This window comes from Amycolatopsis taiwanensis DSM 45107 (genome assembly GCF_000519205.1).
GTDB lineage: Bacteria > Actinomycetota > Actinomycetes > Mycobacteriales > Pseudonocardiaceae > Amycolatopsis_E > Amycolatopsis_E taiwanensis.
Map to the genome: position 1 here is coordinate 347,096 of NZ_JAFB01000004.1, position 26,522 is coordinate 373,617.

Consider the following 26,522-nt stretch of genomic DNA (forward strand, 5'->3'; position numbering starts at 1 on the left):
CAGGCGAGTGGCCGGCCGTCGGTTGTGGAGCGCATCCCGATGGAACGGGATTGACGCGGCCATACCACGAGCGACAGCGGGTGGCTGTCAAGCTCGCGGTATAGCTCTTCGTCCCGGTCAGGACTTCTGCTTGGCCAGTTCCTGACGCACGTGCTCCATGTCGACCTCGCGGGCCTTGCCGATCAACTCTTCCAACGCCGGCTCGGGGAGCGCACCCGGCTGCGAGTACAGCACCACGCCGTCGCGCACGATCATCAACGTCGGGATCGACGAGATCCCGAACGCGCCCGCCAGCTCCTGCTGGGCCTCGGTGTCCACCTTCCCGAACACCACGTCCTCATGGCGCTGGGACGCACTCTCGAACACCGGCGCGAACATGCGGCACGGGCCGCACCACGACGCCCAGAAGTCGACCAGCACCATGCCGGGCTGCCCGACCACGTCGTCGAAGTTGTCCTTGGTCAGCTCGACCGTCGCCATCAACCGTCTCCTCTCATACCCGCTGGGGTATCTCTACCAACGCTTCCCGCGAGTCCCACATTCCCGTCCCGCGAGTCCCACATTCCCGTCGCGCGAGTTCGCCCTTCCCGTCGCGCCTGCCGCCACTCCCGTCGCATGAGTTTCTCCGCCCGGGGCCCTGAGTTCCCGACCGCGGCGGCCTCCGGCGACCGTTCCCGGGATCCACTGGCCGCTTGACTGGTTTCGGATCGGTTATCCCCCGGCGATCATCGCAGCTCAGACCCAGTAGCCCCAGGTCAGAGGCCACTCTGCTACCCTCTCCCACGGAGGATTGGCCGAGCGGCCTAAGGCGCACGATTGGAAATCGTGTTGGGTGTTAAAGCCCTCACGGGTTCGAATCCCGTATCCTCCGCCAGCTACCAGCCGAAACGCCGGTCACCGTCAGTGCACGGTGGCCGGCGTTTCTGCCGTCCGTCTGAGTTTCCGTCTCAGCTGCACTGGCCAGTCGTGACGTTGCGGTTGTGGGCCGATGGCGAACCGGGTCTGATCTGTCCGCCAGACGACCGCCACCGCCACCGGGGATCTCGTCTGCGGCATGCGAAGTCGTCTTCCCACAGGCACAGCAGATGATGTCGGCCCATCCGGTCTCCTCGCGCAGCTCGCGCTCAACGGCCTGCGGCGGCGACTCACCCGGATAGTTCCGATATCGCATGTGCTCGGTCAGGCAGCCGCTTCCTGGGCTTTGCGGGCGAGCAGGTAAACCTCCTGGAACTGCCGTCGGTCGGTGGGCTGAGGCTCGCGAACCATCCGGGCTACCTCGGCCAGCTCGAACTTGCGCAGCATCGCGGCGAAGTGATCCGGCGACCACCGATAGGCCGGCACGACCGCGTGATCGAAGACCTGGGTCGGGTGGGATGGATCATCGGTGGCCGAAAAGCCGATCAGAAGGTGTCCGCCAGGTGCCAGCACGCGGTGGAACTCCGCCAAGATGACGGGAACTTCTTGTGGCGGAGTGTGGATGATGGACCAACGTGAGAGTGCGCCGCTCAGCACGCCGTCAGCGATGTCCAGCGCGGTCATCGAGCCCACGTCGAACCGCAGACCCGGATAGCTCTGCCGAGCCAACTCGATCATCGCGGACGAGGCATCGACGCCGAACGCCGCCAGCCCCAACTCATCCAGATAAGCGGTGATATGACCGGGTCCGCACCCCAGGTCCGCGACCTGACCGTCGCCACTCGCGCTTACCACCTCGGCGAAGGCACTCAAGATCGCTCGGTCCAGGGGCCGGTCACGCAGTTCGCCGCGAAACAGCTGCGCATAGGCGGGGGCGGCAGCGTCGTAGCCCTCGCGGGTGGCGCTGAGGGCATCGTGTTCGATCACGTTCGTGACAGTAGTTCCTGAGCCGGGACGAGCCGAAAGAGGATCTTCACTCCCGCCCGTTCGCCTGGCTGTCACCAGTTCAGAGAAGCTGCCCGATGCTGCACGTCAACCGGAAGATGCTCGGCCGGCAGCTGCTCGGCTTGGCTAGCGCAACCACCGCAAAGCCGCATCGGCGCAATCCTCGGGACTGCTGTTGAAGGCGATGGCTGCGTCGGGCGCGTGCAGCCGGACCAGGTTGACCACCTTCTCGAACAATTCGACCAACGGCTCGTGTGTGCGGATGCCGCCGCCGATCACCACGCAGCCGTAGTCGTTGCCCCTCAGCGCCGCCACAATCGCTTTTTCGGGGTTCTCGTTGAGGTCCACCAAGCAGTAGCCGGCCTCGATACCTTGATCGTCGAAGCGGGCCTGACCGCGGGCTATCGCCGCCTGGACCGGTTCGGGGTCCCAGTCCTGGAGCTTGGTGGGGTCAAGGCCGACCACCAGCACTCGTGCCACTGTCACGCGTCTCCTTCTCGCCGAATGCCGCCATGCCAGCGCGGTGGTTGAAGGTGGCGCCTGAGTCCGTCGACATGGACGATCTCCTCCGACGGCCGCGGTATGCCGATCTTGCCACGCGCACTTCCCGACGCGCTCCCGTAAGCACCAGGAAACACGAGACAGCACCGGCCGCGATCACGGCGATGGGAAGCGCCAGGGTCGGCCGCATCGCGTGGACGACCCCGTGCTCGAACACCGACGCCGCGGCCTGGCGGAGGTCGTGGACGACGCTCGCCGGTGTTCCCGCCGGCGCTTGGAACGCCGCGCCGGCCTGCCCGGCGCCGACCTCCAGGCCTCCCTTGGCGGCGTTGTCGAAGCCGGCCACGAACTGGTCGCGAACGCTCGCCGGGAGGCCGGCGGCCTGCTTGGCCGCCTCATCCCGCAGTGCGCCGGCGAGACGGTTTTGCAACAGCGCGCCGACCGCGGCGCTGCCGATGACCGTGCCGATCTGCCGGATCGTGTTCAGCGCGCCGGAGGCAGCGCCGGCCATCCCGGGCTCCACGTTGTACATCGCGACCGTGACCATCGGACCGAACACACAGCCGATGCCGAACCCGGCCACGATCAGCGCGGGCTGGAACTCATACCATGTGCGGCCGACATCGGCGACCAGGGCGAGCCAGGCCAGGCCGGTCGCGAACAGGGCCAGGCCGGCCATCAGGATGTACTTGCCGCCGATCCGATCCGCCATCCGGCCCGCGACCGGCGAAACGACCGCCGACAGCACCATCGCGGGCGCCATCACCAGACCAGCCTTGATGGCACTGAACCGGAGTACCGACTGCAGGTAGATCATCACCGGCAGGAACAGGCCCATCATCCCGACCTGGACGGTCGCCGACACGAAACTCATGACCGCGTAGTTGCGGTCGCGGAAGAGCCCGAAGGGCAGCAACGGTTCGCCGCGCTGCCGGAGGCCTTGCTGGACAAGGAAAATCACCAGCAGCAGCACGCCCCCGCCCAGCAGACCCCAGATCCCGGCGGTCCAGTCGTACCGCTGGCCCTCGGTGAGCGCGAAGGTCAGGCACACCAGCGTCGCCGCGGCTAGCAGGACGCCCACGATGTCCAGCTTGCGGCGGGCGCCGTGTCGGAGATCCGGCACGAGCACGACGGCCAGCGCGAGCACGATCACGCCGATCGGGATGTTGATGAAGAAGATCCAGCGCCAGCCGGCCGTGCTGACCAAGAACCCGCCGAGCGTGGGCCCGGCGATCGTGGCCACGCCCGCGACCGCTCCCCAGATGCCGAGCGCCGTGCCTCGACGCTCGGCGGGGAACGTGGCGATGATGATCGTCATCGTCTGCGGCATCAGCGCCGCCGCGCCCAGGCCCTGCACGGCCCGCGCGGCGATGAGCTGGGCTGGATTTCGCGACAGCGCACACAGCACGGACGCCACCGTGAACACCGCGACGCCCACGATGAACATCGTGCGTGGCCCGCGCATGTCCCCCAGCCGGCCGAACGTGATGAGCAGCGCGGCGAGGACGAGGATGTAGATGTTGATCACCCACAACACTTCGTCCAGCGACGTGTGCATGTCGTCGAGCATGCTGGGGATCGCGACATTGACGGCCGTGAGGTCCAACAGCGTCATGAAGAACCCCAGGCTGAGCGTCAGCAGCACCGCCCAGGGATTGCCGCGCCATCTGTTCATTCGCGTCCCTTCGTGTGTGGCTTGCAACCCCATGGCCGGCGGCGCAGGCGCAGCTACCTGGGAGCTTGGAGGCTCCAGATACGCCCGTCGGGATCCCGGACGGTCATCTCCCGGGTCCCGTAGTGGGTCTCCTCGAACGGGGTGACCACCTCGACGGCCGGGTCGGGACGGAACCCGTCCGCATCGGGCACCTTCAGCGCGATCTGCACCCCGGGCTCTCGATCCTCGGGGATCTCCACGACGACGAAATACGGCCCCTCGCCGTTGCGGAACACGCCGGATCCATCGCCGGCGGAGAGTTCCAGTTCGAACCCCAGCGCCTGGAAGAACTTCGCGGTCTTGCCCCAGTTGCGGGTCTCCAAAAAGACCGCCTCGATCCCTTCGGTGGCCATGTCATGACTCCTTTTCGGAAGAGTGCTGTTGCTGCCCGTGGGCGTCGAGGTAGGCGCGCAACGCGTCGGCGACCAACGCCGACAAAGACGAGCCCGTCTCGATCGCGTGATGCTTGACCTGCCTGATCAGCTCCACCGGCAGGTACACGTTGAACTGCTTTACCTCCGCGTCACCCATGAGGCGATGCTAGCATCCTAGGAAGCTAGCTCGTGAGCTTTTGCTCACCCCCGGCATCACGCACTTGACGTTGACACTGTGACAAGGTCTTCACTGCGTGCAGGAGGTGGTCCCGATCAACTCGACACAACGGAACTCACAGGACACGCGCCTGCTCAACGCGTTGGGCGCCGGAAACTCGTCGACGCGGCTCCAGGCGGCGCTGGCGGTTGGCACGCGCCCCGACCCCAGCTTCGTCGACGCGCTCGTGGCACGCTGCGCGATCGAGCCGGACTTCTTCGTACGCGACATGCTCACTTGGGCGTTGACCCGCCTCCCGGCGGAGATCACGGTGCCCAGACTCCTCGCGGAGCTTCGTTCCGAGCGCGCTCAGGCCCGAAGCCAGGCGTTGCACACGTTGTCCAAGATCGGGGATGGGAAGGCGTGGCCCGCGATCACGCGGTCGTTGCTGCACGACGCCGACGACGAGGTCGCGCGAAGCGCCTGGCGTGCTGCCGTCGCCCTCGTGCCCGCTGGGGAACAGGAAGGGCTGGCCGCGGAGCTGGCCGCACAGCTCGGTCGCGGCGACCGGAACGTGCAACTGAGTCTCAGCCGAGCACTCGTCGCACTCGGAGACGTGATCGAACCTGCCCTGCAGACGAAACTGGCGAGTGACGACCCGACGGTGCGTGCGCATGCCCACGCCACGGAGCGGCTTCTGCGCGACCCGGACGCCGGTTTCGACTCAGCCGTCGACGAGGCGAAACGGATCGTCGCGCTCGGCCCGGAACCGGTCGGGGAAACAGCGTGCTGATCGGCGAGGTGGCGCGCCGCTCGGGGGTGAGTACCCGGATGCTCCGGCACTACGACTCCCTCGGGCTGGTGCGGCCAACCGGCCGCACCGTGGGTGGCTATCGCGAGTACTCCGCCGAGGACATCCTCCGGATCTTCCAGGTGGAAAGTCTGCGGTCGCTGGGATTGTCGCTGCGGCAGATCGGGCGCGCCCTGGAGGATCCCGCCTTCACGCCGTCCGCACTGGTCGGCGACCTCATCCGGCAGACCGAAGACCGGCTGAAGCGGGATCAGGAGCTACTCGAGCGACTCCGGACGGTCGATGCCTCGGCGCCGTCGGGCTGGCCGGGCGTCCTGCGTATCGTCGAGCTCCTGCACGGGCTCAACTCGCCCAGTGCCGCGCGCCGGCAGCAGACCGTCCTGACCCCGGCCGAGGACGTGCCGGTTCCCATCGAGCTATTGGCCGGGGCGGTCCTCGCCGAATCCGATCCGAACGTCGCCGGCGCCCTGCGGTGGGCCCTCGCGCGGGCGGGCGGTGACGGTGTGGCGAGCGTGGCGGCCGGCATGTGTTCGGAGGACGTCGACATCCGGCGGCGCGCGGTCCTGGCGATCGCCGAGCTGCCCGGCGACACGGCGACCGTGGTGCTCACGGACGCACTCGGGGACTCGGACACGATGGTGCGCAGGCATGCCGCCCTGGCCTTGGGTACGCGTGGCGTAACCGCTGCCGTGCCGACACTCGTCGGCATGGTGATCGAGGGCACGAACGACGTCGAGGCGGCCGAGGTGCTGGGAACATTGTCACTGGACCCCGGACGCGCGGACCAGATCATGAGTGCGCTGGCCGACGAGCTCACCACACACACCGCGAACTCCGCGGTGCGAATACGCCTGGCCCAGGCACTCGCCGAGTTGCCGGGGACCATCGCGCAGGGTGTCCTGCAGCAATTGGCCCACGACGATGATCGGGCCGTCGCCCTCATCGCCTCGGCCCTCGTGGGGGTGCTCGCAGAGCGGCCCCACGACTGAAACCGCTGCGCCCTGGTTGACACCAGCTCAACTCAAGCCCAAGCCGAATTGATATGGACCAAGGTAAATTTCGCGCCACGCAAGGGTTTGGGCATGAACGGATGCCGGCGCACACGGAGGACTCGCTCAACGCAACTGATCGACCAACGCCTTCGCGCCCGCCAGGCTCAGCCTGCGCTCCTGCACACGCAGTTCGCGTATCGCTCGCACCGGGTACCGGGCAGGATCGATGTCGGCGCTCGCCACGACCGTATGCGCCCACTCCCGGGCCTGCGTCATCCCGCCGAAGATCCGATCCAGATCCTTGGCCACGGACTTCTTCGCACGGGCAGGGCTGAAAAACGTCAGCAGAGCTGCGAACAACGAGTCCATTCCCGGCTCCCTCACTCTCGGTTGCCCGGCGAACGCGGTGACACTAACACGGACAGTTCCGCCATGACGGACAAACGGTTCGCTTTCTTCTTCGCCGGTTCGACGTCAGCCCCGCTCCACGAGGAGGTTCTTCCGGAGTGGACACGATTTCCCGTTGCCGTGATTTGCTCAACCGAGCTAAACTTTGCTCATGCAGGCAAAAGCCTCGGACGAGGGGCGGACGGTCACCGAACTGGCGCGGCGGGCCCAGATCGTGGACGCGGCGATCGAGACGATCGCGGAGTTGGGGTATTCGCGCGTATCGTTCGCCCAGATCGCCCGGCGGGCGGGATTGTCGAGCACCGGGCTGATCTCGTACCACTTCGCCGGGAAACGCGAGTTGATGGAGCGGGTGGTCGAACGGATCTACGGTGAGATCGGCGCGTTCATGACCGAGCGGATGGAAGATCAGCCCACCGCGCGGGACGCCCTGCGGGCCTACATCGAGGGCAATGTCGAGTTCACGGCAACGCGCCGCACGCAGATGAAGGCGCTACTCGACATCTTCGTCAACGGGGACCTGCACTACGACACGGAATCCGAGCGGACCGTGCTCTCGCCGATCGAGGAGATCCTGCGCTGGGGACAGGCCACCGGCGAGTTCCGCGACTTCGACGTGACGGTCATGGCCACGACCCTCCAGCGGGCTGTCGAGGGTCCGACCTTTCTACTGGCCGCGAATCCCGATCTCGATCTCGAGTCCTACGCGCGCGAACTCGTGACCCTGTTCGACCGGGCGACCGCGAACGAGGAGTGATCATGTCCGAACCACCGGTGGGGTACGAACCAGCGGAGAACGCGGCCGACCGCGGCGCGCGCAGGCGCGAGATCGGCTCGGTGCTGATCGACCTGGTGGTTCCCGTGGCGGGGTTCTACGTGTTGCGCGCGGCCGGTGCCGGCGTGGTCGCGTCGTTGGTCCTCAGCAGCGCGCCGACCACGCTGTTCCTGGTCTACCAGGCGATCCGGCGCCGCCGGCTGGACGCGCTGGCCGTGTTCGTGCTAGTGATCATGGCGGCGAGCGTCGGCGTCTCGTTCCTCACCGGAAGCCCGCGTTTCCTGCTCGCCAAGGACGGCTGGTTCACCGCGGCCATCGGCGTCGCCTTCTTGGCAACGCTGCTGCGGGCGCGACCACTGGCGTTCACACTGTCCCGTGCACTGCTCACACGCACCGGCATGGCCGCGAGATTCCAGACCGGCAGCTGGGACCACCGGTGGGCGACCACGCCGTGGTTCCGCCGGGTTTGGCGGACCGCCACCGTGCTGTGGGGCGCCGGGCTGCTCCTCGACGCGGCGGCACGCGTGATCATGTCGTACACGTTGCCGGTCGACACCGTGCCCGCGCTCGGCGGCGCGCTCTGGGCCGTCACGTTCTTGGCGCTCCAGGTGATCCAGCACTTCTACTTCACCCGCAGGGGATTGTGGAACTCGCTCCTCTCCACCGCGAACTCGGCCGCCAGGTGACCAAGGCCTGTACCTCACCGGAATCTTGAGGTCCACCAAGGACAACCGTGGCAGGTTCTGTCGAATGGGGCTACAAACGTGTTCTTCGACGTGCTCACCGAACAGATTGGTTCATCGATGCACTCCAAGAACTGACTACTACCGGATGCGGTATAAAGCTCAACAGAATACAAATAGACACACCGTGGCCGAACAAGGCAGGACAGGCAGGGTCGATGACAGTCCACGGGGCGATTCCGGACAACGCCATGCGGCGCCTGCGGCACATGCGCCCAGACAGCGCGACCCCCCTGTACACATCCGACCTCAGCGTGAACGAGTTCCTTCTGGTTCGGGAGGCGGGATTTCGCCCCCTCGGCCTGGTCATGGGCACGAGCATCTATCAAGTCGGCTTCCAACTGACTCGCTGGGGCCGCAACCAGGAACTCGGCATGCTCTCCTGGGCGATGTACCACGCCCGCGAGCTGGCCATGACCCGAATGCAGGCCGAGGCCGATGTGCTCGGCGCGGACGGCATCGTGGCAGTGCGGCTGAACATCACCTTCCGAGCGGCCGGCCTCGCCGACTTCATCGCGGTGGGCACGGCCGTGAAAGCCGACCAGCCCGGCAACTGGCGCAACAATGCCGGGAAGCCGTTCACTTCGGATCTGTCCGGCCAGGATTTCTGGACTCTGCTCCAGGCGGGCCATGCCCCGCTGGGCATGGTGATGGGTACGTGTGTCTACCACATCGCACACCAGCGTTTCTGGCAGGCCATGCGCGCGCAGATCGGGGAAATCCCGCAATTCACCGAAGCCCTTTACGACGCGCGTGAGCTGGCGATGGCCCGGATGCAGGCTGAAGCCCAGCAACTGCAGGCCGAAGGCATAGTCGGCGTAAAGCTGCTTGCGCCGCCACACTACTGGGGCGACCACATCACGGAGTTCTTCGCCGTCGGCACCGCTGTGAAATCGCTCCGCAACGATCACTCCATCGCCAAGCCACAACTCGTGCTACCGCTGATGGGCTGAGCACCGTGCTGGAAGTTCACCTGCTGGCGCAGGCCTTGCGCAGCGAGCGGGTTGACATCGAGTCGTACTACCGGCTGCTGTCCGAGACCTTGGGCCAGGCGCTGCCGCCCGGCATGGTCGAGGTCCAGCGGCGGGGCGGGTTGCTCCGTCGCCACCGCAACCCCGTCGCGCTGCGCGTGCACACCCCGGGCCGGCAGCTCGAACTGCGCGCCGGCCGGCACGGCCTGGAAGCCGAAATTCATTGGGTGGTGCGCGGAGTGGTGATCAGCCGGCAGCCCGTGAGCGTCGGCGAGTGGCTCGACGTGCTCGCCGAAGAACTCGCCAAGCTTGCCGCCTGGAACACCGTCGCTCGAGAAGCCCTGGGCCGGCTGCTCGGCCACTGATCGACGCGCCGCGCGGCTCCCGGCCCGGACAATCACCAAGCAGAAGGCCGAGTGGAGTCGTTGCACTGCCGATGACGCTCCGGTGAACGCCTGGCGGTCCAGACCTGTGGGACGGACACACCGGTAGCCAGTCGATCTTAGCCGGGGCGGCCCTGAGGCGCTGTGCCAGATGGGTTAATCTTGGGCTGTTTGGCCTCAAATTTCACTCCCTTGCCGTAACGGGCCGGGCTTCGGCACACACCAGGTCTACCGATAGTTTGGTAACGACCAGTCCCTGTACCAGTTGAGGAGAATCCGGGCCGATGGCCGGAGTGGAAGACATCCGCGCGGGGATCGCGACGGCGAAGGAGAAGTGCAACGCCGGCCTCGCCGCCCTGCAGCAGGCCCAGCAGGCGCTCGAGGAAGCGCAGCAGATCCTGGGTCAGGTAACCGCCGGCAGCAGCCAGCCGGAAGTGACTCAGGCACACGGCATGCTTCAGGAGGCGGCCCAGGGCATAAGTGGTCAGCAGAACACGATCCAGGGCGCGATCCAGTCCGCCGAGTCGTACGCACAACGTCTGTAGAGACGTTCAGGCGCCATGTTCTCGCTGTCCGAGCTGCAGGCCCAAGTAAGCGCTTTCCGTGAGAAACTGCTTGAAGCAACTGAACACACCAACCGTGCGCTGGAGCTGCTGGATGAGGCACGCCAAACCATCGTCGAGGCGTACGACCAGGCTCGCCCCTGGGTTCCGGAGGAAATCGCGGTCGCCGAAGAACGATTACGCGCCGACCTTCAGCGGCTCATCGCGGCGGGCGAGTTGATCGACGACTACCGGTCACGGCTTTAGACGTCATGGGGTTCAGCAAGGCCAACGAGCAGCGCAAGCGCGTGCTCACCGCGATCGGCAACATGAGGCACCAGCTCGGGCTCGTACTCGGCTCCGCCAGGGCGGCCCGCGAGTCGGCCGAGATCGAGCTGGCCCGACTCAAGCTCGAACAGCAGATAGTGCGGGTCGGCATCGACAAGGCCGACGAGGACGCCGACCTCGCCGAGGCGATGCGCCATCCGCTGATGACGGGTGTGCGCGACCAGCTCAAGGCCACCCAGGCGGCCTTTCACGCGGACGCGGCCACGGTGCCCGCCCGGTTGCACGAGCTGGTCGGCCGGCTGGCCCCCGGCCCGGCCGGCCGCGCGTGGACCGAGTGGCTCGGCCGGGCCGGCACCGGCACGCTGACCGTTCCGCCGCTGTGGCGCATCGGGTCGTCCACAATGGACTCCGCTGGGCCGTTCCCGGTCGCGGTGCCGCTGCTGGACGAGTCCCACCTGGCGATCACCTCGGCCCCCCGGAGCAGGGCCGGCGTGGAGGCGCTCATCGAGGGCCTCCTGTTGCGGGTGCTGTCCAGCATGGAGCCCGGGGCGGTGCGCATCCACCTGTGGGATGTCGGGCAGCTCACCGCCGTGCTGCCCAACCTGTACCCGCTGAGCCGTACCAGCGCGGTCACCATCTACGACCCGACCCGGCTGGAGGACCTGCTCGACGAGCTGGCCGGGCACATCCGCCGCATCCACGCACAGACCATGCAGGCCGGGCACACCTCGCTGCGGTCCCTGCGCGAGACGTTGGGCCAGCGCACCGAACCGTGGCGGATTGCCGTGCTGTTCGGCAACGGCGAGAACTTCTCCCCCGAGGCGATGCGTGAACTGCGCCGGATCGCCGGCGGCGCGGTGGCCGCCGGCATCTCGCTGATCGTGGTCGACCTGCCCACCATTCTCGGCGGCGGGGTGGAAAACATCCGGCTGCTCGACGAAACCCACGCGGTGACCAGCATGACCGGCTCCGCACTGGTGGTCGACCTGGACCCGCCGATCCCGCCGACCGAGGTCAGCGGGGCCGCGGCCAGGCTCGCGGAGGCGCTGATCACCCGTCAGGGCGGCCCGCGCACCTTTGACGACCTGCTGCCCACCGAACTGGGCCAGGAGAGCTCGGCGGTCGAACTGCGTGCCCCGGTCGGGTTCTACGAGGGCGACCCGGTCGAGGTGGTGATCGGCGACGGCACCCCGCACGCGCTGATCGGCGGGCCCAGCGGGTCGGGCAAGACGAACTTCCTGTACGCCATGATCGGCAGTCTCGCCGCGCGCTACCCACCGAGCGAGCTGGCGCTGTACCTGTTGGACTTCAAGGAAGGCGTGTCCTTCGCGGGCCTCGCGCCGGGCCGGCGCGACAAGAGCTGGCTGCCCCATGCGCGGCTGATCGGGGTCAACGTCAACACCGACCGCGAGTTCGGCCTGGCGCTGCTGCGGTTCCTCGCCGACGAGCTGCGCCGCCGGTCGGCCGCGGCCAAGGAGCACGAGGTCACCGACCTGGCCGGGCTGCGCCGCCAGGACCCGGACGGTAAGTGGCCGCGGATCGTCGCGGTGATCGACGAGTTCCAGTACCTGTTCGCCGGCCGAGACACGGTCACCAACACCGCGACCGCGTTGCTGGAGGACATCGCCCGACGAGGCCGAGCCCAGGGCATCCACCTCGTGCTGGCCAGCCAGGACATCGCCGGGATCGACGCGTTCTGGGGCAAGCCCGCGGTGTTCGAGCAGTGCACCCTGCGGATCGCGATGCCGAAGGCGCGCCGGGTGCTGGCCGAGACCAACAACGCCGCGTTCACCGCGCCGAAATGGCATGCGGTCCTCAACCACGATTCCGGGGTGGCCCACGGCAACCAGCTCGCCCACGTCCCGGACGCCAGCAGCAGGGAGATCTTCATGGCCCTGCAACAGAAGCTGTGGAACCTCTACGCCGACGACCATCAGCGGCCACGACTGTTCGACGGCTCCGTTTCGCCGCTGCTGGACCAGGCCGCCGAGTACGCCACGCTCTCCCCCGAGGGCCATCCGCGCGCGCTGCTCGGTCAGGCGATCGACGTCTCGGACGCCGCGTGCGCCATGGAACTGTCCCCGGCACCCGGCCGGAACCTGGCCGTGCTGGGCACCGCGATCGCCGAAGCGCTGTCCATCATGGATGCCGCCGCGCGGTCCCTGGCACGCCAGTACCACCCCGACGACGTCGAGTTCCTGGTCTGCTGCCTGGTCGACCGGTGCGCCCCGGTGGTCGACCAGCTGGTGGAGAACCTGCACGCCGACGGCCACCAGGTGGTGCGCCTGACCGAAGACGACCTGCGGGAGAAGATGGTCAACCTCGCCGAGGAACCGGCCGAGCACAGCCGGATCCTGCTGCTCTACGGCGTCGACGGCGCGCTGCCTGCCTTGGAGGCGAAGCAGCCCGGCGAGTTCAAGAGTGGCCTCGATCACTTCCGGACCGTGCTCAAGCTGGGCCCGTCGCGGAAGGTGCACACCCTGGGCTGGTGGCGCAGCACGGCCCGGCTCAAGGACACGCTCGGCTTCGGCGGGACCGACGACATCGGCGTCTGGGCCGCGCTCGATGTGCAGGGCAGCGAGCTTTCCGCGTTCGCCGCCGGCCAGGTGGTGCACTGGTCGCCCCGGCCAGGGCGGGCGCTGTTCTTCGACCGGACCTCGCATGTGGTGCCCGAAGTCATGATCCCGTTCGACCGGCCGGAGTTCTAGATGGAATCCGCGGCAATGCGTTACAAGGAAATCGTCGGCCTGGCCGCCAAGGCCACCACCGAGCTGCGCGCCTGGGAAAGCCACCACGCGCAGGAGCTGGACGGTCGGATCGCCGCCGCCGAGGTGGCCCTGGAGCAGGCCATGGAACGGGAAAAGCGCACCGGGCAGACGGTGCGCAACTGGTGGCGCATGACCTCCGATAACGTCGCCCGGCTGCCCTGGCTGGAACTGGGTGAAGAGCCGGTGCCCGCGGCGAACGCGCCCGGCTCCTGGCTGGATCGCCACCTCAACGAGGTCAAGCCGATCTACCAAGAGCTCGTCGACGCCGTGCTGTCGCTCGGCTGGCGCGCGCGCCGCTGAGACACGCTCCAGGGTCTGTATCAATGTCGATCAGGGCCATTGGTTGATCGCGGCGAGGTGGATGGTGGCTTCGTAGCGGGTGGCGAGTTCGTCGCACTGAGTGGCGACGGTGCCGTGTTCCCGCCTCAGCCCTCTATGTTCCCGTTCCAGACCCCTGTGTTCCCGTTTCAGCCCCTTGTGTTCCCGCCTCAGTCCCTTGTGTTCCCGTTCCAGACCCCTGTGTTCTCGTTCCAGGAGGCTGTGTTCCTGGTCCAGAAGCCCGTGTCCTTGGTTCAGGACACGGGTTCGTCGCGCTCGCGAGGAGGTGGGACGGTCCTGGCGGCGTGCAACGTTGCCGAGGTAATCCGGCGTTCGGTGTCTGTGTTCCCAACCCGGAACTCAATTGCCTGGACCGGGGACACGCCCGGCTGAGCCGGGAACTCACGTGCCTGAACCGGGAACTCGGGTGCCCGAGCCGGGAACTCGCGTGCCTGAACCGGGAACTCGGGCGCCTGAACCGGGAACTCGCGTGCCTGAACCGAGAACTCGGGTGCCTGAGCCGAGAACTCGGGTGCCTGAGCCGAGAACTCGGGTGCCTGAACCGAGAACTCACGTGCCTGAGCCGAGAACTCGGGTGCCTGAGCCGGGGACACGCCAGGTGCTGGCGTGTCCCCGACTGGGGAGGACGAGTTCTGGATTGAGGTTGGTGAGTTCTGGGTTCAGGGCGGTGAGTTCGGGGTTCGGGCAGGAACGCCGGATCAGCCCAACCACCCCAACCGACTTCGAGACGCGCTCTAGCCGAGCGGGATCAATCGGACTACTTGCGGATCGTGGTCGGATGCCTGCTGGGCGAACTCGGAGTTGACATGCACCACGTCGTAGTCGACCTGGCGGGGTGCCCGGGAAACGAGGATGTGGTCCAGGACCTGCGACTCCCCCTCGAAGACGTAGCTGTACCGCTCGGTCACCGGAAGCGTGTTGATCAGATCGATCAGCGCGTTGCCCGCGGTGAGGGTCTGCAACGCCGGGGAGAACTGGTAGTCGTTGAGATCGCCGGCCACCACGACGTTCGCGTGCGAGTCCACGGCCAGCAGGTCGTCGACGAACCCGCGCAGCAGGAGTGCCTGTTGCGCGCGCTGCACCTCCGAGCCGCGGGTCGGCGGCTGGAAACGGCCGTGCGTCGGCTGGTCGCCGCCCTTGGAGTTGAAGTGGTTGGCGACCACGAAGACCGTGCGCCCGCGGAAGACGAACTCGCCGGCCAGTGGCTTGCGGCTGCTCCGCCACGCGGCGTTGGTCGGGTCGACCCGGCCCGGTGACACCGAAAGGTGCGGTTTACCGTTCGACGTCACCACCGACACCGCGGTGACCGCATCGCCACCCGGACTGTCCACAAACGACACCCGAGCCGGGTTGAACAGGAAGGCGGTGCGGATGTTGCCGCCCGGCGCGCCACCGTCGGTGAGATCCTGCGGGTCGATCTGCCGCCACTCGTAGCGCGGGCCGCCCGCGGCCACGATCGCGTCGGTGAACCGCCGCAGGGTCTTGTCCGCGGTGACCACGCCGTCGCCAACACCCGTGGTGCCGTTGTCGTCCTGGATTTCCTCCACGGTAACGATATCGGGCGTGGCGAGGTTCTCCACGATCCCGCGCGCCAGCTGGTCGAACTTTTCCTGAGCGTCCATTGCGGACAGGTTCTCGACGTTGTAGGTGGCCACGGACAGCTCGGACGGTAGCTGCTTGCGGGTGACCTCCCTGGCCAGGCCGTTGTCCTTGACCTCACCGAGCACGTTGGCTTCCAGCGTGTAACCGCCGAACTGGCTGTAGGTGAGCGGACCGGAGGTGATCCCGATCAGCACGTCACCGGTGTTGGCTTGCGGGAACGGGCGCTGCGAGAACGGGATCAGCGATTCCACCTTCAGCACACCGGTGTTGATCCGGTCGTATCCGGTGTAGACGGTGCCCCCGCGCATGCTCGGGTTCTCTGCGGGTTTCGTCGTGACATACAGCTCGTTGAAGGACGTGGTCGGGCCGACGATGCGCGCGTCGCTGATCGTCACGACCTCGCTTTCGTGTGCCTTCCAAAAGTCGAGGGCGTACTTGTCCGGCTGCAGCGGCAGGCTTTCGATGTTGCCGCCAATCTGGGGTGCCAGCCTGGCGGGAACGGCATCAGGGGTCAGGACCGTCGGTGCCGGCAGCGCGTTCCCGCGGGACACTACCGTCCACTGTGGAGAACTAAGTTCGGCCATCGACTGGTACACCGACGTCGCCGGGTTGTCCGGATAGAAATCGCGGACCGTTCCGCTCGCCGTAACCGCGTCGCCGACCGCGACCTGCGGGGTACTCGAGCCGGTGAACACGAACAGGCCCTCGCTGGTCCGAGGATCGTTGTCCGGCTCCGGATCGGTGAACCAGAAGCCGCGGGCCGACCCGAACGTGCGCACGGCGGTCACGACGCCGGTGACCCCGGCGACCTTCTGGCCGTTGAGCGGAGAAACCCGGGTGGTGCCGTGGATGTCGTGGATCCGGGCCTCGACCGGCGGCGTTCCGTTGCCCGGCGTCTCGCCCTTGGTGTTGACCGGGTTCGGATCGCCCACGCCGAAGTCGTTGGCGTTGTCGTCGGTGTCGACCAGCCCGGGGCGGGAAACGGACGTGGTGTTGCTGGGCGCCGGAGCCGGATTCGCCTCGCGGACCGCCGCCGTGCCGTAGCCGACCAGGTCACGGATTCGGGAGTCGGCGGCGCAGGCGACCGCGGTGAGGCAGGTCAGCGGGTCGGTGCCCCGCACGAGCGCCACGGTCCCGGAAGTCGCGGCCATGGCGATCGAGCCCGCCGCGTCGGGAGTGGGCAGTTCGACCGTCCCGCCCGCGCCCTTGGCCTCGGCGACGAGGTACCGGCCACCCGAGACGATGCCGCCGGAGAGCGGGGTGACCTGCCACTTGCTCGACGCGCTGGGCGAACCCGGCAGGTACTGCACGCTGAACCCGTCCAGCGAGGCCGAGGCGGTGCTGCCCAGCTCGACGAAGTCCCTGGTCAGCTCGGCTCCGGCATTCCCACCGCCGCCATAGACTTCGGTGATCATCAAGTCCGCGCTGGCCGCCGCCGCGCTGGGCACGGCGCACGCCAGGCCGGCCACGGCGAGGCAGGTGAGCACGCCGAGTTTTCGAATCCTGGACACCATTTGTCTCCTCGTGGGTGCTTGGTCGAGGCATCCTGACCCAACGAGGTGAACAGCAAAAGATCCGAAAGTGTCGATTTACCGCCCACGGCCTGGCCGGTTCAGTCCAGCGGCTCGATGCGGAACACGGCGCAGCGAGGCGCGGCGGCCTCGAACGCGTCGGGTGAAGCGTCTTCGACGATGCCCGTCTTGACAAACATGGCGACGCCGTTCGGCACCTTGACCGGAAACTCGCGGAGGATGGCACCCCGCTCCGCCTCGGGGAGACTCACGAGACGGACGCGTTCGCCGCGACGGCCCCGGGTCAGCACACCTTCACCGGCCGCCCGGGCGTTGCGCACCCAGTCAGCCCCGGAGTCACTGCCCACGACGTAACGCCTGCCGTCGACCTTGTATGGGACTACCGGGGTGGAGCGTGGTTTCCCGGACTTGCGGCCACGGACGGTCAACGTAGGCATGGGCAGGGCCAGGCCGAGCCGGTGCAGGCCGACGATCACCCTGTTGACGATCTTGAGGGAGCGCGGCGGGAAATCCTTCGCGGGCTTGGTCGTCATGATCGTGTGCTCCTTCGCGGTGTCCGGTTCGAGGGAATTTCGAGCCAGGTCAGGTCGCCCTTGTCGATGCACTGGACCACCTCGTCCAACCAGGCGAGTTCCGCCTTGCGCAGCGCCTGGGCATACTCGACCTCCAGCAGCACGACGCGGGGTATGTCCTCGGGCAACGCCGCGAGTTGGGTTGCCACCTCGTCGTGCTTGTCCCGGATCCGTTGCCGACGTTCGCGCAGCAACTCCACGGCTTCGGTGACCCCGAGGTTGAAAATGTGCGCGAGTGCGGTGACGAACACCGGGTATTCCTCAGCAGGGGCGCGGAGATAGTCCCGGGTAAGCGCTTCCACCGTGGCGATGCCGTCCTCGGTGATCGCGTACACCGTCCGCTCCGGACGGGCACCGGATCGCCCGGTATCGACCGCCTCGATCAGCCCGGCCTTGACCAGGCGGCCGATCGCGTCGTACAGCGACCCGCCCCGCAGCTTGACGACCTCACCCACCTGCCGCTCGCGAACGAGGGCCTGCATCTCGTAGGGATGCCGGGGCTGTTCGCGCAGCAAGCTCAACACCGCCAGCGTGAGTGGCGTCCGCAGCGCCCGCAGTGTCATCAGCCCGCCCTTCACCGAGTTCGACTAACCGAACTCGACTATACACGGACCGACGCATCGCCAAAGGTGGCGCTGGTGGTAGTCCGAGCCAACGGCTGATCGGCACCTCGATGAGTGCCCGGGCGCCGTAGGGAGTGATCCCGGCACCGGCGTCCCAGCGTCATTGGGCCGTCGTGACGTGGCCAGGACTGTCGGACCGCTCTTCTATGGTGGCGGCCATGGTCGACATCGAGGTCCGCAGCCGGGTGCCCGGCACGTCCGGCGATGGTCTGCCGGCGGTGCTGGTACGGCTGGCCGACGATCGCTCGACGGTGCGGGAGCTGATCCGGCGCGCGGTCGAGGAGCAGGTCCGCGAGCTGCGCGCCGATGCCGCACACTGCCGTCGCGTCCTGGACCGTCAGTACCTGTCCGACGACGATCTCCGGGCACAGGCCGCCACCGGCGCGATCAGGATGCCGTCGCAGCCGCCGGCGGACCCGAACGTGACCACGGAAGTGGCGCGGGCGCACCGGGCCTTCGCCCGGGGCACATTCGTGATCTTCGTCGGCGGACGGCAGGTCGTCGACCTGGACGAGGAGGTCGCGCTTCGGCTTGGTGAGCCGGTCGTGTTCCTTCGGCTGGTCGCACTGGTGGGAGGCTGATCGCGGTGGAGCGGCCCATACCAGCGGAGTACCTCGACGTCGTCCACGAACAGCGCGATGCGCTGTGGCGGCTGGTGGACCAGGCCCGGGTTGCGGCCAAGGCCGACGACCTGGCGAGCCTGCGGAACACCGCCGAGGAGATCCGGCTCCGGATCAAGCAGGGCGACGACCAGACGATCGGCAACCTGGAACCGCACCTGGACGACATCGTCGCGGAGCTCGACGAGCTCTACGACGCCAGCTTCCCGGTCAACCGGCCGGACGACATCGCCGACATCCTGGACGCGCCGTGGCCGTCGGCTCACCGGAAAGCGCTGCTCGCCGCGTTCCTGGGCTGCGACGTCCGGCACCGGCTGCTGCTGGGCGAGGTGGCGAACCGGGCCATCGACGCCGCCGACGCTCACCTGCTGCGGCTACTGATCTTCACCCCGCTGGGCATGCTGCGCAGGGAGACCGTGGCGCAGATTCTGGACACGCTCCACCGGGTCGGCGCCCTGGACGCCGCCGTGGTCGAACGGGCCTTCACCGACGACCTCTACCTCGGCCACGCCATCATGGGCCGGTCGCCCGATGCGCCCAGCCCGCCGCTGGCCTGCGCGGACGCCGTGCGGGATCACGTGGACGCGCTGACCTGGCGGCTCGTCTCCGCACCGGCCCCGGCCGACTGGGCCGACCTGCCCAAGGCGCCGGTTCCGCGCGGCCTGCGGTTCGTTCGGACGGCGCTGACCTGGCCGGGCGCCGAGGCGGTGGCCTACCACCTCGGCGCGGCGGAACTGACCGGCGAGGAAAGCGCCGCCCTGCTCGACCTGTTGCGGGACCGGCCGGTGGAGGAGCAGCGCCGGGCGTTCGAATGGCGGCTGCGCGCCGGTGATGCCGACGTGTTGCTGCCGCTGTTCGGCCTCGAGCGCGCCGCGCCGTTGCTACGCCTGATCCGGGCGATGCCAGACGACACGGTCACTCGCCAGGACCGGGCCGTCCTCCTGGCCGCGATCGAGGAAGCCGGCGCGGACGGCGCCCGGCACCTGCTGAAGCTCGTACCGAACGAGCTGGTCTCGGCGGTCATGGGGTGGAACCGCGCCGAGGTTTTGAAGCGGGTCAAGCACAACGCGCTGCAGGGCATCGCCGCGTTCGGGATGCTGCCCCTCGCGCCGGACGAGACGGTTCTGGACCGCTACCTGGCGTTGCGCGAGTCCGCGAAGAAGGGCGCCAAGCTCGGTCCCAACCGCAGACACAGCCACGCCGCCGCGATCTCGGTCGCCCTCGACCATCTGGCGCAGGTGGCCGGAGCCCGGGACGCGAGCCGCCTCGAATGGGACTGCGAAGCGCGCATCGCCACCGAGAACCCCACCGAGGCGGAGATCGGCGACTACCGGATCGCATTGCGGTTCGACGGCGCCGACCCGGCGGTGACGGTCAGCCGGGCTGGAAAGGCGCTGAAATCGGTGCCGGCCGCTGTCCGCTCCGACCCCGGCTATCAGGAGCTGCGCAAGCACCAGGAGCGACTGCGTGGCCAGGCTCGACGGATGCGGACCGGGCTGGTGGAGCGACTGGTCTCCACCTCCGCGACGCTGGCGCCGGACGAGCTGGCCCGCCTCCGGTCGCTGCCCGCCGGTGCGGCGATGCTGCCCACGCTGCTCTGGCAAGACCAAGCGGGTGTGCTCGACCTGCTCGACCAGGTCGACACCACCGGCCCGGTCACCGCCGTCCACCCCGTCGAACTGCACGAGCGTGGGGTGCTCGCCCACTGGCAGGCCGAGATCGTGCGGCGTCGCCTTCGTCAGCCGGTCAAGCAGGCGTTCCGGGAGTTGTACGTACTCACTCCGGCGGAACGCGAGGCGGGCGATAAGTCGCGGCGGTTCGCCGGCCAGACGGTCAACGGCAAGGTGGCGAACCAGTTGCTGGCCGGCCGGGGCTGGTTCACCCACAGCCAGTACGACTACCACCAGGCGACCCGCGCCGCCGGCGACGGCCTCATCGCCGCACTGCGCTGCGACTTCCACGGCTACTTCGGGATGGGCGACGTCCTTGTCGGCGAGGTCTGCTTCCTGGCCGACGCGCACCGTGGCCCAGGCCGCTACGGCGCCCCGGGCGGATCGGGCAACGTCGGCGGCACGCCGGTGCCGCTGGCCGACGTGCCACCGGCGGTGTTTTCCGAGGTCATGCGAGATCTGGACCTGGTGGTGTCGGTCGCCGGCACCGACCCGGAGTCGTACCTGTCGCCCGCGCAGGCGGCGAGCCGGGCGCAGGTGCTCGCGGCGCTCATCTCCGACCTGGGGCTGGCCCGGGTCACCGTCGAGGGGCATTCGGCCGTGGTCCGCGGTACCCGGGCGACCTATCGAGTGCATCTGACCAGCGGCAGCATCCACGTCGACCCGGGCGGCTACCTTTGCGTGGTACCCGCCTCGTTCGGCGCCAAGGCACACCGGCGGCTGTTCCTGCCGTTCGCCGACGAGGACCGGATGACGAGCATCATCTTGAGCAAGGTGCTCCTGCTCGCCGAGGACGAGAAGATCAGCGACCCGTCGATCCTGGCTCAGCTCGATTCCCTTACTGGCAAGGCCGCTACTTGAGGTGAGCTACACGAAGCTTCAGCGAGCTGGGCACCGGTGCGAGCCATGGCAGGATCATCCGGGTGAAGGTGACGGCCCGGGCGGCCCGGAATCTTGTCGGCGCCGGCCTCGTGGGTGGTCTGGTGTGGTCGGTCGTCGTCGAGGCGGCGATGCCGTCCTGGTTCGATCCCGGCGATTCCTGCCCGGGCGTCACGACCGTCGAGCAGCACTATTTTCCGCCGAGCGCCAAATGCGTGTACGAGGCCGGCCGCTCTGTCGACTACGTGCCCTGGGCCAAGACCTTCATCCTGACCGTCGTCATCGTGCTTCTGGCGGTCATGACCGTAACCGGGCTGGTGGTGCTCGGGTGGCGGCTACTGCGGCGTGGCCAGACAGATCTTGGCGAGCCGAAGCCGAAACGGCCCGCGCTCCACGTGCTGGGTGCCGCGATGCTGGGGGTGGCCACCGTCGCGATCGTTCGGGCCGTCATCATCATCGCCTTGCTCATGGGCGGCCCGCCCGGTGGTGCCACGGCCTTTGTCATCGTCGCGCTGGGGGCCATCGGCTCGGCGAGCGCCTTGGACAGAGCCGTTGGGCCAGGCCGGGGAGGAAGCGCCGGCTCGCGTCGACGTGGGACAGTCCTCGTGGTGACGGCTGCCGCCGCGATGGTCAGCCTGGTAGTCGCCACCTGGAGTGAGTACGCACAACACAACACCTTGCTCGGTCCCGGATGGGCGATCGCAGTGAGCGGCGGCGTGTTCGCGGTCCTGGCGGCAGCCCAGTGGATCCCGACCGGCCGCCGGAGTGTCCGTACCACCTGATCACCAGGTGAGCCTGCGGATGGACACCCACCCGGCAGGCCACCCAACCATAAGCGTGGATCACTTTGTCCGCACTAGCATCGTGTCGCAGCAAGTGAGGCGGCACAGTCCGGATGGAGAGCATTTCGTTGGTCGACACCAGTACCGATCCGATCCCCAACATTGTCCTGTTCGTGGCAGGCGCGGCTGAGGAAGAACCGCTTGAAGCGACGGTAGGTGCCAGGGACGCGGACGGTATTAGAAAAGCATGGCAACAGGTCGCGAGCGAACATGCCATCACAGCCGGGCAGGTGACCCAGATACACAGCATGTGGGAGCCGAGCGTGCCCGACAAGGAGTACGCGGAGCGGACCTTCCCTGGCGTCGAGCTGACGGCCGCCTTCCCTCGCCCCGCCGAGGACGGCTGGGACGAGGCGTTCGTCCGCGCACAGCAGGTGATGGACGAGGCGAACGAGGCGCGCGGTGAGGACGTCGACGGCGAGCCGGACGGCGCGCTCATGCCGCTCCTGCGAAGCGCGTCATCACCTGGCAACGAGCAGATCCAGGAGCTCATGCCGCACTTCTTCCTGATTCCCGACGGCATCTACGCAACGCTCGCCCGGGTCGGGTGGACACCGCACGGCACGATCGGCATGCTCCACCTGCTACACCAGAACATCACGGAGCAAGCCGAGTTCGAAGCGCAGGTTGCCCAGGCAATGCGGTCGATGTCGAACGGGCTGACGGCAAACTACGGCGCGAACGACGAAGGCGATGAGCTGATCGTGGTGAGCCGGCGGGACGAACTACCCGCCGCGGGGGCGCTTTGCCTGGACGGCTTCCACGAATGGATCTCGGGAATCCGCGGCTGGCAGGACCTGACGGTCGCGATCATCTGTCCGGAGCGGCTGCTCATCACGCCGACCGGCACGGCGCAGGCGGAGATGCTGCGCCGGGAGGTGATGGAGGCGGATGACGAACACCTCCACAACCATCCGGAGTTGTTGCCGTCGCTGTTGCGAGTCACCTCCGACGGTATGGAACTCGTGGCCGAAGCCGGTTACCCAGCACTATGACCACGAAGCCGCGCATCTGACCGTGCGCCCGAAGCCGCACCACACTGCGCCGAGTTCCGCATCGGACCCCTCGACCTACAGCCGTGATCACCCAACTCGGGCCGGATTGTTGCGGGCAAAGACGTTGGTGCCGGCGTGGTGAGGGCCGACGGATGGAGATCAGGTGAGTGACGCGACCTGGTTCAGTCCCAGTTCGCGGAGCGCTTCTCTGCCGGTGTCGGTCAGGTCGACGGCGCGGGTCGCCTGTCGTCGTTGGATCCAGTCGGTGTCGAGGAACTGTTGGCAGAGGCCGTCCGCAAGGCTGCCTGCGAGGTGGTCGCGGCGCTCTGTCCAGTCCAGACACGGGCGTATCTGGGGGCGCCGGGATGCTGCGGGGTCCACGCCGAGCGCAGCGAACCAGTCGGCACCCGTTGGACCGAGGTCCCAGTGTTCGGTGATGATCCCGAGGCGGCGGAGGTCATCGGCGATTGCAACGCCGAGTGCGCCGGCCAGGTGGCGGTAGCAGGTGCGGCCACGGCGAAGAGCAGCGTCGCGGGTGCTCGCCGTGAGCGTGGCAGCGTGCGCGAGATGCTTGGCTGAGAGCGTACCGAGGGCTTCGGCAGCGTCGGCCACCTCTGAAGATGCCAGGCGCAGGTAGCGGTGACGTCCTTGACGCGCCTCTTCGCAGAGCCCACCGTCGACGAGCAGGTGCGCGTGCTCGGTCGCGGTGGCCTTGGCGATACCGACGTGGCGGGCGAGTTCACCGACGGTCCAGGCGCGCCCGTCCATCATCGCCACGACCATCGCGACCCGGCTCTGATCGCCCAGCAGGCGTCCCATGGCGGCGATGTCGGGGATGGAGTACGGCAACCTCGACATGGGGCCACCCTAACCGCTCGATGGTTCGACTCCGGCCGAACTCAGCCGTGCCCACGATGTCGACCATGACTTCCACTCACGTGCCGATCGAGCCCAGGGTCCTCTACGTGGGAACCCCTATCGCCCTGGTGACCACGATGAGCCCCGACGGCAGTTGCAACATCGGGCCGATGTCATCGGTGTGGGCGCTCGGTCGAACCATGGTCCTTGGCTGGGCGGCCGCCTCGCAGACCCTGGCCAACCTCGAGCGCGAGCGGCAGTGCGTCATCAACTTTCGGATTGTCGAAACCTACGTGCGCCGCATCCACGCAGACCGCGCAATCCTCCGCGACTCGACCATGCGGGCCAACCACATTGACACCGATGCCTGGGCACCTGCGCTCTACGTGTTTCGCGACTATTTCGGCACCGGTCACCGTCTGGGACGCACCCGGCGACGCTGAACCACCTCGGTCATCTCCCGCGCCGCGAAGCCGCCTTGTCAGCTACCCCGGTCCGTTGACGTCAACCGCTACCGCCGCTTAACGGTGACTCGGCACACGTGATCTCAGGGGAAATCAGGGCCGATCCCGGATGTGGGTGCGGCGTCCGGACGCCAGATTGAACGGTGTGGATCAACAGCGATGGCCGGAACAGTCCCAAAACACTTCACTCCCGTGCTCCTCACTTGCCGTCCGGCCCACTCGCTGCCCTGATCGGCTCGCCCAGTCGCTGGCCTGGGCCGGGCATGGTGCCTTCATCTTCGCGGCCGTCCTGATGGCCGCACTGCACCTGGTTCCGCAGTGGGGCGGCGACGCCAACCCGGTGACCGCGATGCTCAGCGAATACGCCTACGCGCCCGGCCGGTGGATGTGGGCCCTCGCGCTGACCGCGACCAGCGCCGGCTCGGCGGCCGTGGGGATTGCGCTGCACCGCACCGGGTTGCTCACCAGGTGGGCCGCGACCTGGCTGGTCGTGTGGTGCGTGGCGATCTTCCTGGTCGCGGTGTTCCACAAGGATCCACAGGGCGGCGCCGTCAGCCTGACCGGAAAGCTGCACCTCTACGCCACCGGCATCGCCTGCGCCGCCCTGCCGATCGCCGCGCTCGCACTGGCTCGCCGGCACCGCACCCGCCCGCCCTGGCACCGGTTCGCCACCTGGACACGCCGGCTCGCCGTCACCGCGATCCCGTTCTTCCTGCCCTTCATCGTTCCCTTCGCCCTCAACATGGCACTGGGCGAAGGCAAAATCCCCACTCCGGCAACGGGACTTGTCGAACGGCTGATGGCCGGGCTCGAACTCGCCCTGCTCGCCGTCCTCGCGGTGTGGGCGCACCGGGCGGCCACCGAGCGGCCGACGGAGGTGCCCGCCGCACTGCCGGTCGGCAGCGGCCAGTAGAACCGCACCGGTGGTCTTGGATTCGGTCGGTATTTCCGAGACAAGGCCATATCGGGGTTCGCCCGCAGATCCCGCCCGGTCTCGGTTATCGAGGCGACCTCGAGGTCCGGCGCGAACAGTGGAATGAGAACCGTGGGATTGGCGTCGACGTGGAGTCGCTCGGTGACAGTCTGTCGTCACGCTGCCGCTGTTGCCAGGCGACGGGGCTCATTGCCTGTCCCGGAAGTGGGTGCGGGGTCAGCCGATCGGTGGTCGCTCGGGACCATGGCATCCCCGACAACCTACGGTGCCGTAGGTTTGGTGGTTCAAGCCCACGAGAGGACAAACGTGACGATACCGCTGACCACCCGGCTGCTTCGTGATCTGGAACCCACGGTCGCGGCGAATCTCAACCGTCACCTCAATGTGGCCAAGGAGTGGATGCCGCACGAGTACGTGCCCTGGAGCCTGGGCCGCGACTTCGGCGATCTCGGAGGGCAGCGGTGGGAGGCGGACCAGTCGAGCCTCTCACCCATCGCCAGGACCGCCCTGGAGGTCAATCTCCTCACCGAGGACAACCTGCCCAGCTACCACCGCGAGATCGAACGGGTGTTCGGTCGCGACGGGGCGTGGGGCACCTGGGTGCATCGGTGGACCGCCGAGGAGGGGCGGCACGGTATCTGCATCCGTGACTACCTGCTCGTGACCAGGGGAGTCGACCCCGACGAACTCGAACGAGCACGCATGCAGACCATGCAGACCGGATTCGACACCGGAGACAAATCCCTGCTCAACGTCTTCGCCTACGTCTCCTTCCAGGAGTTGGCGACCCGGATCTCGCACCGCAACACCGGCCGCTACACCCAGGACCCGGTCGCCGACAAGCTGCTTGCCCGGGTGGCCGCGGACGAGAACCTGCACATGCTCTTCTACCGCAACCTCGTGACCGCGGCGCTGGAGATCGAACCCAACCAGACCATCCGCGCCATCGCGGACGAGGTCATCGGGTTCCAGATGCCGGGAAGCGTGATCCCCGGTTTCGCCCGCAAGGCCGCGCTGATCGCCAAGGCAGGCATCTACGACCTGCGTATCCATCACGACGATGTGGTCAGGCCGCTGCTGCGACACTGGGGCGTGTTCGACCTCGAGGGCCTCGATGCCGTGGGCGAGACCGCCCGCGAGGAGCTGGCTGACTTCCTCACCCGGCTCGACACTCAGGCGAGCCGCTTCGAGCAACGTCGAGCGGATTCCGCGCAACGGCTCACCGTCAAAGCGTGAGCGTTTTCGATCTTGGAGTGCGCTGGGGCCGGAGTCGTCCCAGCGACTGAACGCACGCGCCCGCCCCAC

At 67.8% G+C, this 26,522-nt stretch carries 28 protein-coding genes and 1 tRNA gene; 18 read left to right on the plus strand and 11 right to left on the minus strand.

The genetic code is table 11. The features are described 5' to 3' along the window. Window positions 1-117 precede the first annotated feature (117 nt). Complete coding sequence (trxA, locus tag A3CU_RS0104180) at window positions 118-480, minus strand: thioredoxin (protein WP_027941205.1); 363 nt, start codon at window positions 478-480, stop codon at window positions 118-120. Window positions 481-784: 304 nt separating this feature from the next. Between trxA and A3CU_RS0104185 the strand changes: the two genes are divergently transcribed. After that, window positions 785-874 (plus strand) — tRNA-Ser (locus A3CU_RS0104185). A gap of 305 nt (window positions 875-1,179) precedes the next feature. Here the strand turns inward: A3CU_RS0104185 and A3CU_RS0104190 are convergent. From A3CU_RS0104190 to A3CU_RS0104210, 5 genes are all read right to left on the minus strand, one after another. Further along, window positions 1,180-1,842 carry a methyltransferase domain-containing protein gene (locus tag A3CU_RS0104190; protein WP_027941206.1) on the minus strand — a complete coding sequence of 221 codons (663 nt, stop codon included), beginning with the start codon at window positions 1,840-1,842 and terminating at the stop codon, window positions 1,180-1,182. Between the two features lie 144 nt (window positions 1,843-1,986). Continuing rightward, window positions 1,987-2,331: a RuvC family protein gene (locus A3CU_RS0104195; RefSeq protein ID WP_245616868.1), complete on the minus strand. Its 345-nt coding sequence runs from the start codon at window positions 2,329-2,331 to the stop codon at window positions 1,987-1,989. Continuing rightward, a complete protein-coding gene (locus A3CU_RS43385; RefSeq protein WP_052371430.1) occupies window positions 2,312-4,036 on the minus strand; it encodes an MFS transporter in 1,725 nt (574 codons plus the stop codon). The genes A3CU_RS0104195 and A3CU_RS43385 overlap by 20 nt, the downstream gene beginning before the upstream one ends. A gap of 53 nt (window positions 4,037-4,089) precedes the next feature. After that, on the minus strand, window positions 4,090-4,428 hold the full coding sequence (locus A3CU_RS0104205; RefSeq protein ID WP_027941208.1) for a VOC family protein: 339 nt from the start codon (window positions 4,426-4,428) through the stop codon (window positions 4,090-4,092). 1 nt (window position 4,429) lies between these two features. Beyond that, complete coding sequence (locus A3CU_RS0104210) at window positions 4,430-4,606, minus strand: ribbon-helix-helix domain-containing protein (RefSeq protein ID WP_027941209.1); 177 nt, start codon at window positions 4,604-4,606, stop codon at window positions 4,430-4,432. A 106-nt stretch (window positions 4,607-4,712) separates the two neighbouring features. On the opposite strand from A3CU_RS0104210, the gene A3CU_RS0104215 reads away from it, so the two are divergent. Together A3CU_RS0104215 and A3CU_RS0104220 are read left to right on the plus strand one after the other, a co-directional pair. Then, window positions 4,713-5,399, plus strand: a complete 687-nt coding sequence (locus tag A3CU_RS0104215) for a HEAT repeat domain-containing protein (RefSeq protein WP_211246345.1) — start codon at window positions 4,713-4,715, stop codon at window positions 5,397-5,399. Beyond that, on the plus strand, window positions 5,393-6,406 hold the full coding sequence (locus A3CU_RS0104220) for a MerR family transcriptional regulator (RefSeq protein WP_027941211.1): 1,014 nt from the start codon (window positions 5,393-5,395) through the stop codon (window positions 6,404-6,406). The genes A3CU_RS0104215 and A3CU_RS0104220 overlap by 7 nt, the downstream gene beginning before the upstream one ends. 126 nt (window positions 6,407-6,532) lie before the next feature. On the opposite strand, the gene A3CU_RS43390 is transcribed toward A3CU_RS0104220, so the two are convergent. Beyond that, complete coding sequence (locus A3CU_RS43390; RefSeq protein WP_043840586.1) at window positions 6,533-6,778, minus strand: hypothetical protein; 246 nt, start codon at window positions 6,776-6,778, stop codon at window positions 6,533-6,535. 190 nt (window positions 6,779-6,968) lie between these two features. On the opposite strand from A3CU_RS43390, the gene A3CU_RS0104230 reads away from it, so the two are divergent. From A3CU_RS0104230 to A3CU_RS0104265, 8 genes are all read left to right on the plus strand, one after another. After that, window positions 6,969-7,574 (plus strand): TetR family transcriptional regulator, encoded by a 606-nt coding sequence (locus A3CU_RS0104230; RefSeq protein WP_027941212.1) that lies wholly within the window; start codon window positions 6,969-6,971, stop codon window positions 7,572-7,574. A 2-nt stretch (window positions 7,575-7,576) separates the two neighbouring features. Continuing rightward, entirely contained in the window at window positions 7,577-8,278 is a 702-nt protein-coding gene (locus A3CU_RS43395; protein ID WP_245616869.1) for a VC0807 family protein, read from the plus strand. A gap of 248 nt (window positions 8,279-8,526) precedes the next feature. After that, window positions 8,527-9,288 (plus strand): heavy metal-binding domain-containing protein, encoded by a 762-nt coding sequence (locus tag A3CU_RS0104240; protein ID WP_052371454.1) that lies wholly within the window; start codon window positions 8,527-8,529, stop codon window positions 9,286-9,288. Window positions 9,289-9,293: 5 nt separating this feature from the next. Next, complete coding sequence (locus tag A3CU_RS0104245) at window positions 9,294-9,671, plus strand: hypothetical protein (protein ID WP_027941214.1); 378 nt, start codon at window positions 9,294-9,296, stop codon at window positions 9,669-9,671. Window positions 9,672-9,973: 302 nt separating this feature from the next. Then, window positions 9,974-10,234, plus strand: a complete 261-nt coding sequence (locus A3CU_RS0104250; protein WP_027941215.1) for a hypothetical protein — start codon at window positions 9,974-9,976, stop codon at window positions 10,232-10,234. A 15-nt stretch (window positions 10,235-10,249) separates the two neighbouring features. Continuing rightward, window positions 10,250-10,498, plus strand: coding sequence for a hypothetical protein (locus A3CU_RS0104255; RefSeq protein WP_027941216.1), 249 nt, complete (start codon window positions 10,250-10,252; stop codon window positions 10,496-10,498). Window positions 10,499-10,503: 5 nt separating this feature from the next. After that, complete coding sequence (locus tag A3CU_RS0104260; RefSeq protein ID WP_027941217.1) at window positions 10,504-13,227, plus strand: FtsK/SpoIIIE domain-containing protein; 2,724 nt, start codon at window positions 10,504-10,506, stop codon at window positions 13,225-13,227. 15 nt (window positions 13,228-13,242) lie between these two features. Then, window positions 13,243-13,587: a hypothetical protein gene (locus A3CU_RS0104265; protein WP_245616870.1), complete on the plus strand. Its 345-nt coding sequence runs from the start codon at window positions 13,243-13,245 to the stop codon at window positions 13,585-13,587. Window positions 13,588-14,360: 773 nt separating this feature from the next. Here A3CU_RS0104265 and A3CU_RS0104275 read toward each other — a convergent pair. From A3CU_RS0104275 to A3CU_RS0104285, 3 genes are all read right to left on the minus strand, one after another. Then, window positions 14,361-16,742, minus strand: a complete 2,382-nt coding sequence (locus A3CU_RS0104275) for an endonuclease/exonuclease/phosphatase family protein (protein ID WP_169739589.1) — start codon at window positions 16,740-16,742, stop codon at window positions 14,361-14,363. Window positions 16,743-16,840: 98 nt separating this feature from the next. Then, window positions 16,841-17,293, minus strand: a complete 453-nt coding sequence (locus A3CU_RS0104280; protein WP_027941221.1) for a nitroreductase family deazaflavin-dependent oxidoreductase — start codon at window positions 17,291-17,293, stop codon at window positions 16,841-16,843. Next, window positions 17,290-17,895 (minus strand): PadR family transcriptional regulator, encoded by a 606-nt coding sequence (locus tag A3CU_RS0104285; protein WP_043840629.1) that lies wholly within the window; start codon window positions 17,893-17,895, stop codon window positions 17,290-17,292. The genes A3CU_RS0104280 and A3CU_RS0104285 overlap by 4 nt, the downstream gene beginning before the upstream one ends. Before the next feature lie 218 nt (window positions 17,896-18,113). On the opposite strand from A3CU_RS0104285, the gene A3CU_RS0104290 reads away from it, so the two are divergent. The 4 genes from A3CU_RS0104290 (at window position 18,114) to A3CU_RS0104305 (ending at window position 22,961) form a co-directional block, all read left to right on the plus strand. Next, on the plus strand, window positions 18,114-18,536 hold the full coding sequence (locus A3CU_RS0104290) for a hypothetical protein (RefSeq protein ID WP_156960220.1): 423 nt from the start codon (window positions 18,114-18,116) through the stop codon (window positions 18,534-18,536). Between the two features lie 5 nt (window positions 18,537-18,541). Beyond that, window positions 18,542-21,106, plus strand: a complete 2,565-nt coding sequence (locus A3CU_RS0104295; protein ID WP_027941224.1) for a DUF4132 domain-containing protein — start codon at window positions 18,542-18,544, stop codon at window positions 21,104-21,106. Window positions 21,107-21,168: 62 nt separating this feature from the next. Next, window positions 21,169-21,906, plus strand: a complete 738-nt coding sequence (locus A3CU_RS0104300; protein WP_027941225.1) for a hypothetical protein — start codon at window positions 21,169-21,171, stop codon at window positions 21,904-21,906. 113 nt (window positions 21,907-22,019) lie between these two features. Then, window positions 22,020-22,961 carry a hypothetical protein gene (locus A3CU_RS0104305; protein ID WP_027941226.1) on the plus strand — a complete coding sequence of 314 codons (942 nt, stop codon included), beginning with the start codon at window positions 22,020-22,022 and terminating at the stop codon, window positions 22,959-22,961. 159 nt (window positions 22,962-23,120) lie between these two features. Here the strand turns inward: A3CU_RS0104305 and A3CU_RS0104310 are convergent, their stop codons facing one another. Next, entirely contained in the window at window positions 23,121-23,819 is a 699-nt protein-coding gene (locus A3CU_RS0104310; RefSeq protein ID WP_027941227.1) for an ArsR/SmtB family transcription factor, read from the minus strand. Between the two features lie 137 nt (window positions 23,820-23,956). On the opposite strand from A3CU_RS0104310, the gene A3CU_RS49630 reads away from it, so the two are divergent. From A3CU_RS49630 to A3CU_RS0104325, 3 genes are all read left to right on the plus strand, one after another. Next, entirely contained in the window at window positions 23,957-24,262 is a 306-nt protein-coding gene (locus A3CU_RS49630; protein ID WP_211246335.1) for a hypothetical protein, read from the plus strand. Between the two features lie 166 nt (window positions 24,263-24,428). Beyond that, a complete protein-coding gene (locus A3CU_RS43405) occupies window positions 24,429-25,196 on the plus strand; it encodes a DUF998 domain-containing protein (RefSeq protein ID WP_245616871.1) in 768 nt (255 codons plus the stop codon). Window positions 25,197-25,523: 327 nt separating this feature from the next. Further along, window positions 25,524-26,453, plus strand: coding sequence for an acyl-ACP desaturase (locus tag A3CU_RS0104325; RefSeq protein ID WP_027941229.1), 930 nt, complete (start codon window positions 25,524-25,526; stop codon window positions 26,451-26,453). Window positions 26,454-26,522 lie beyond the last annotated feature (69 nt).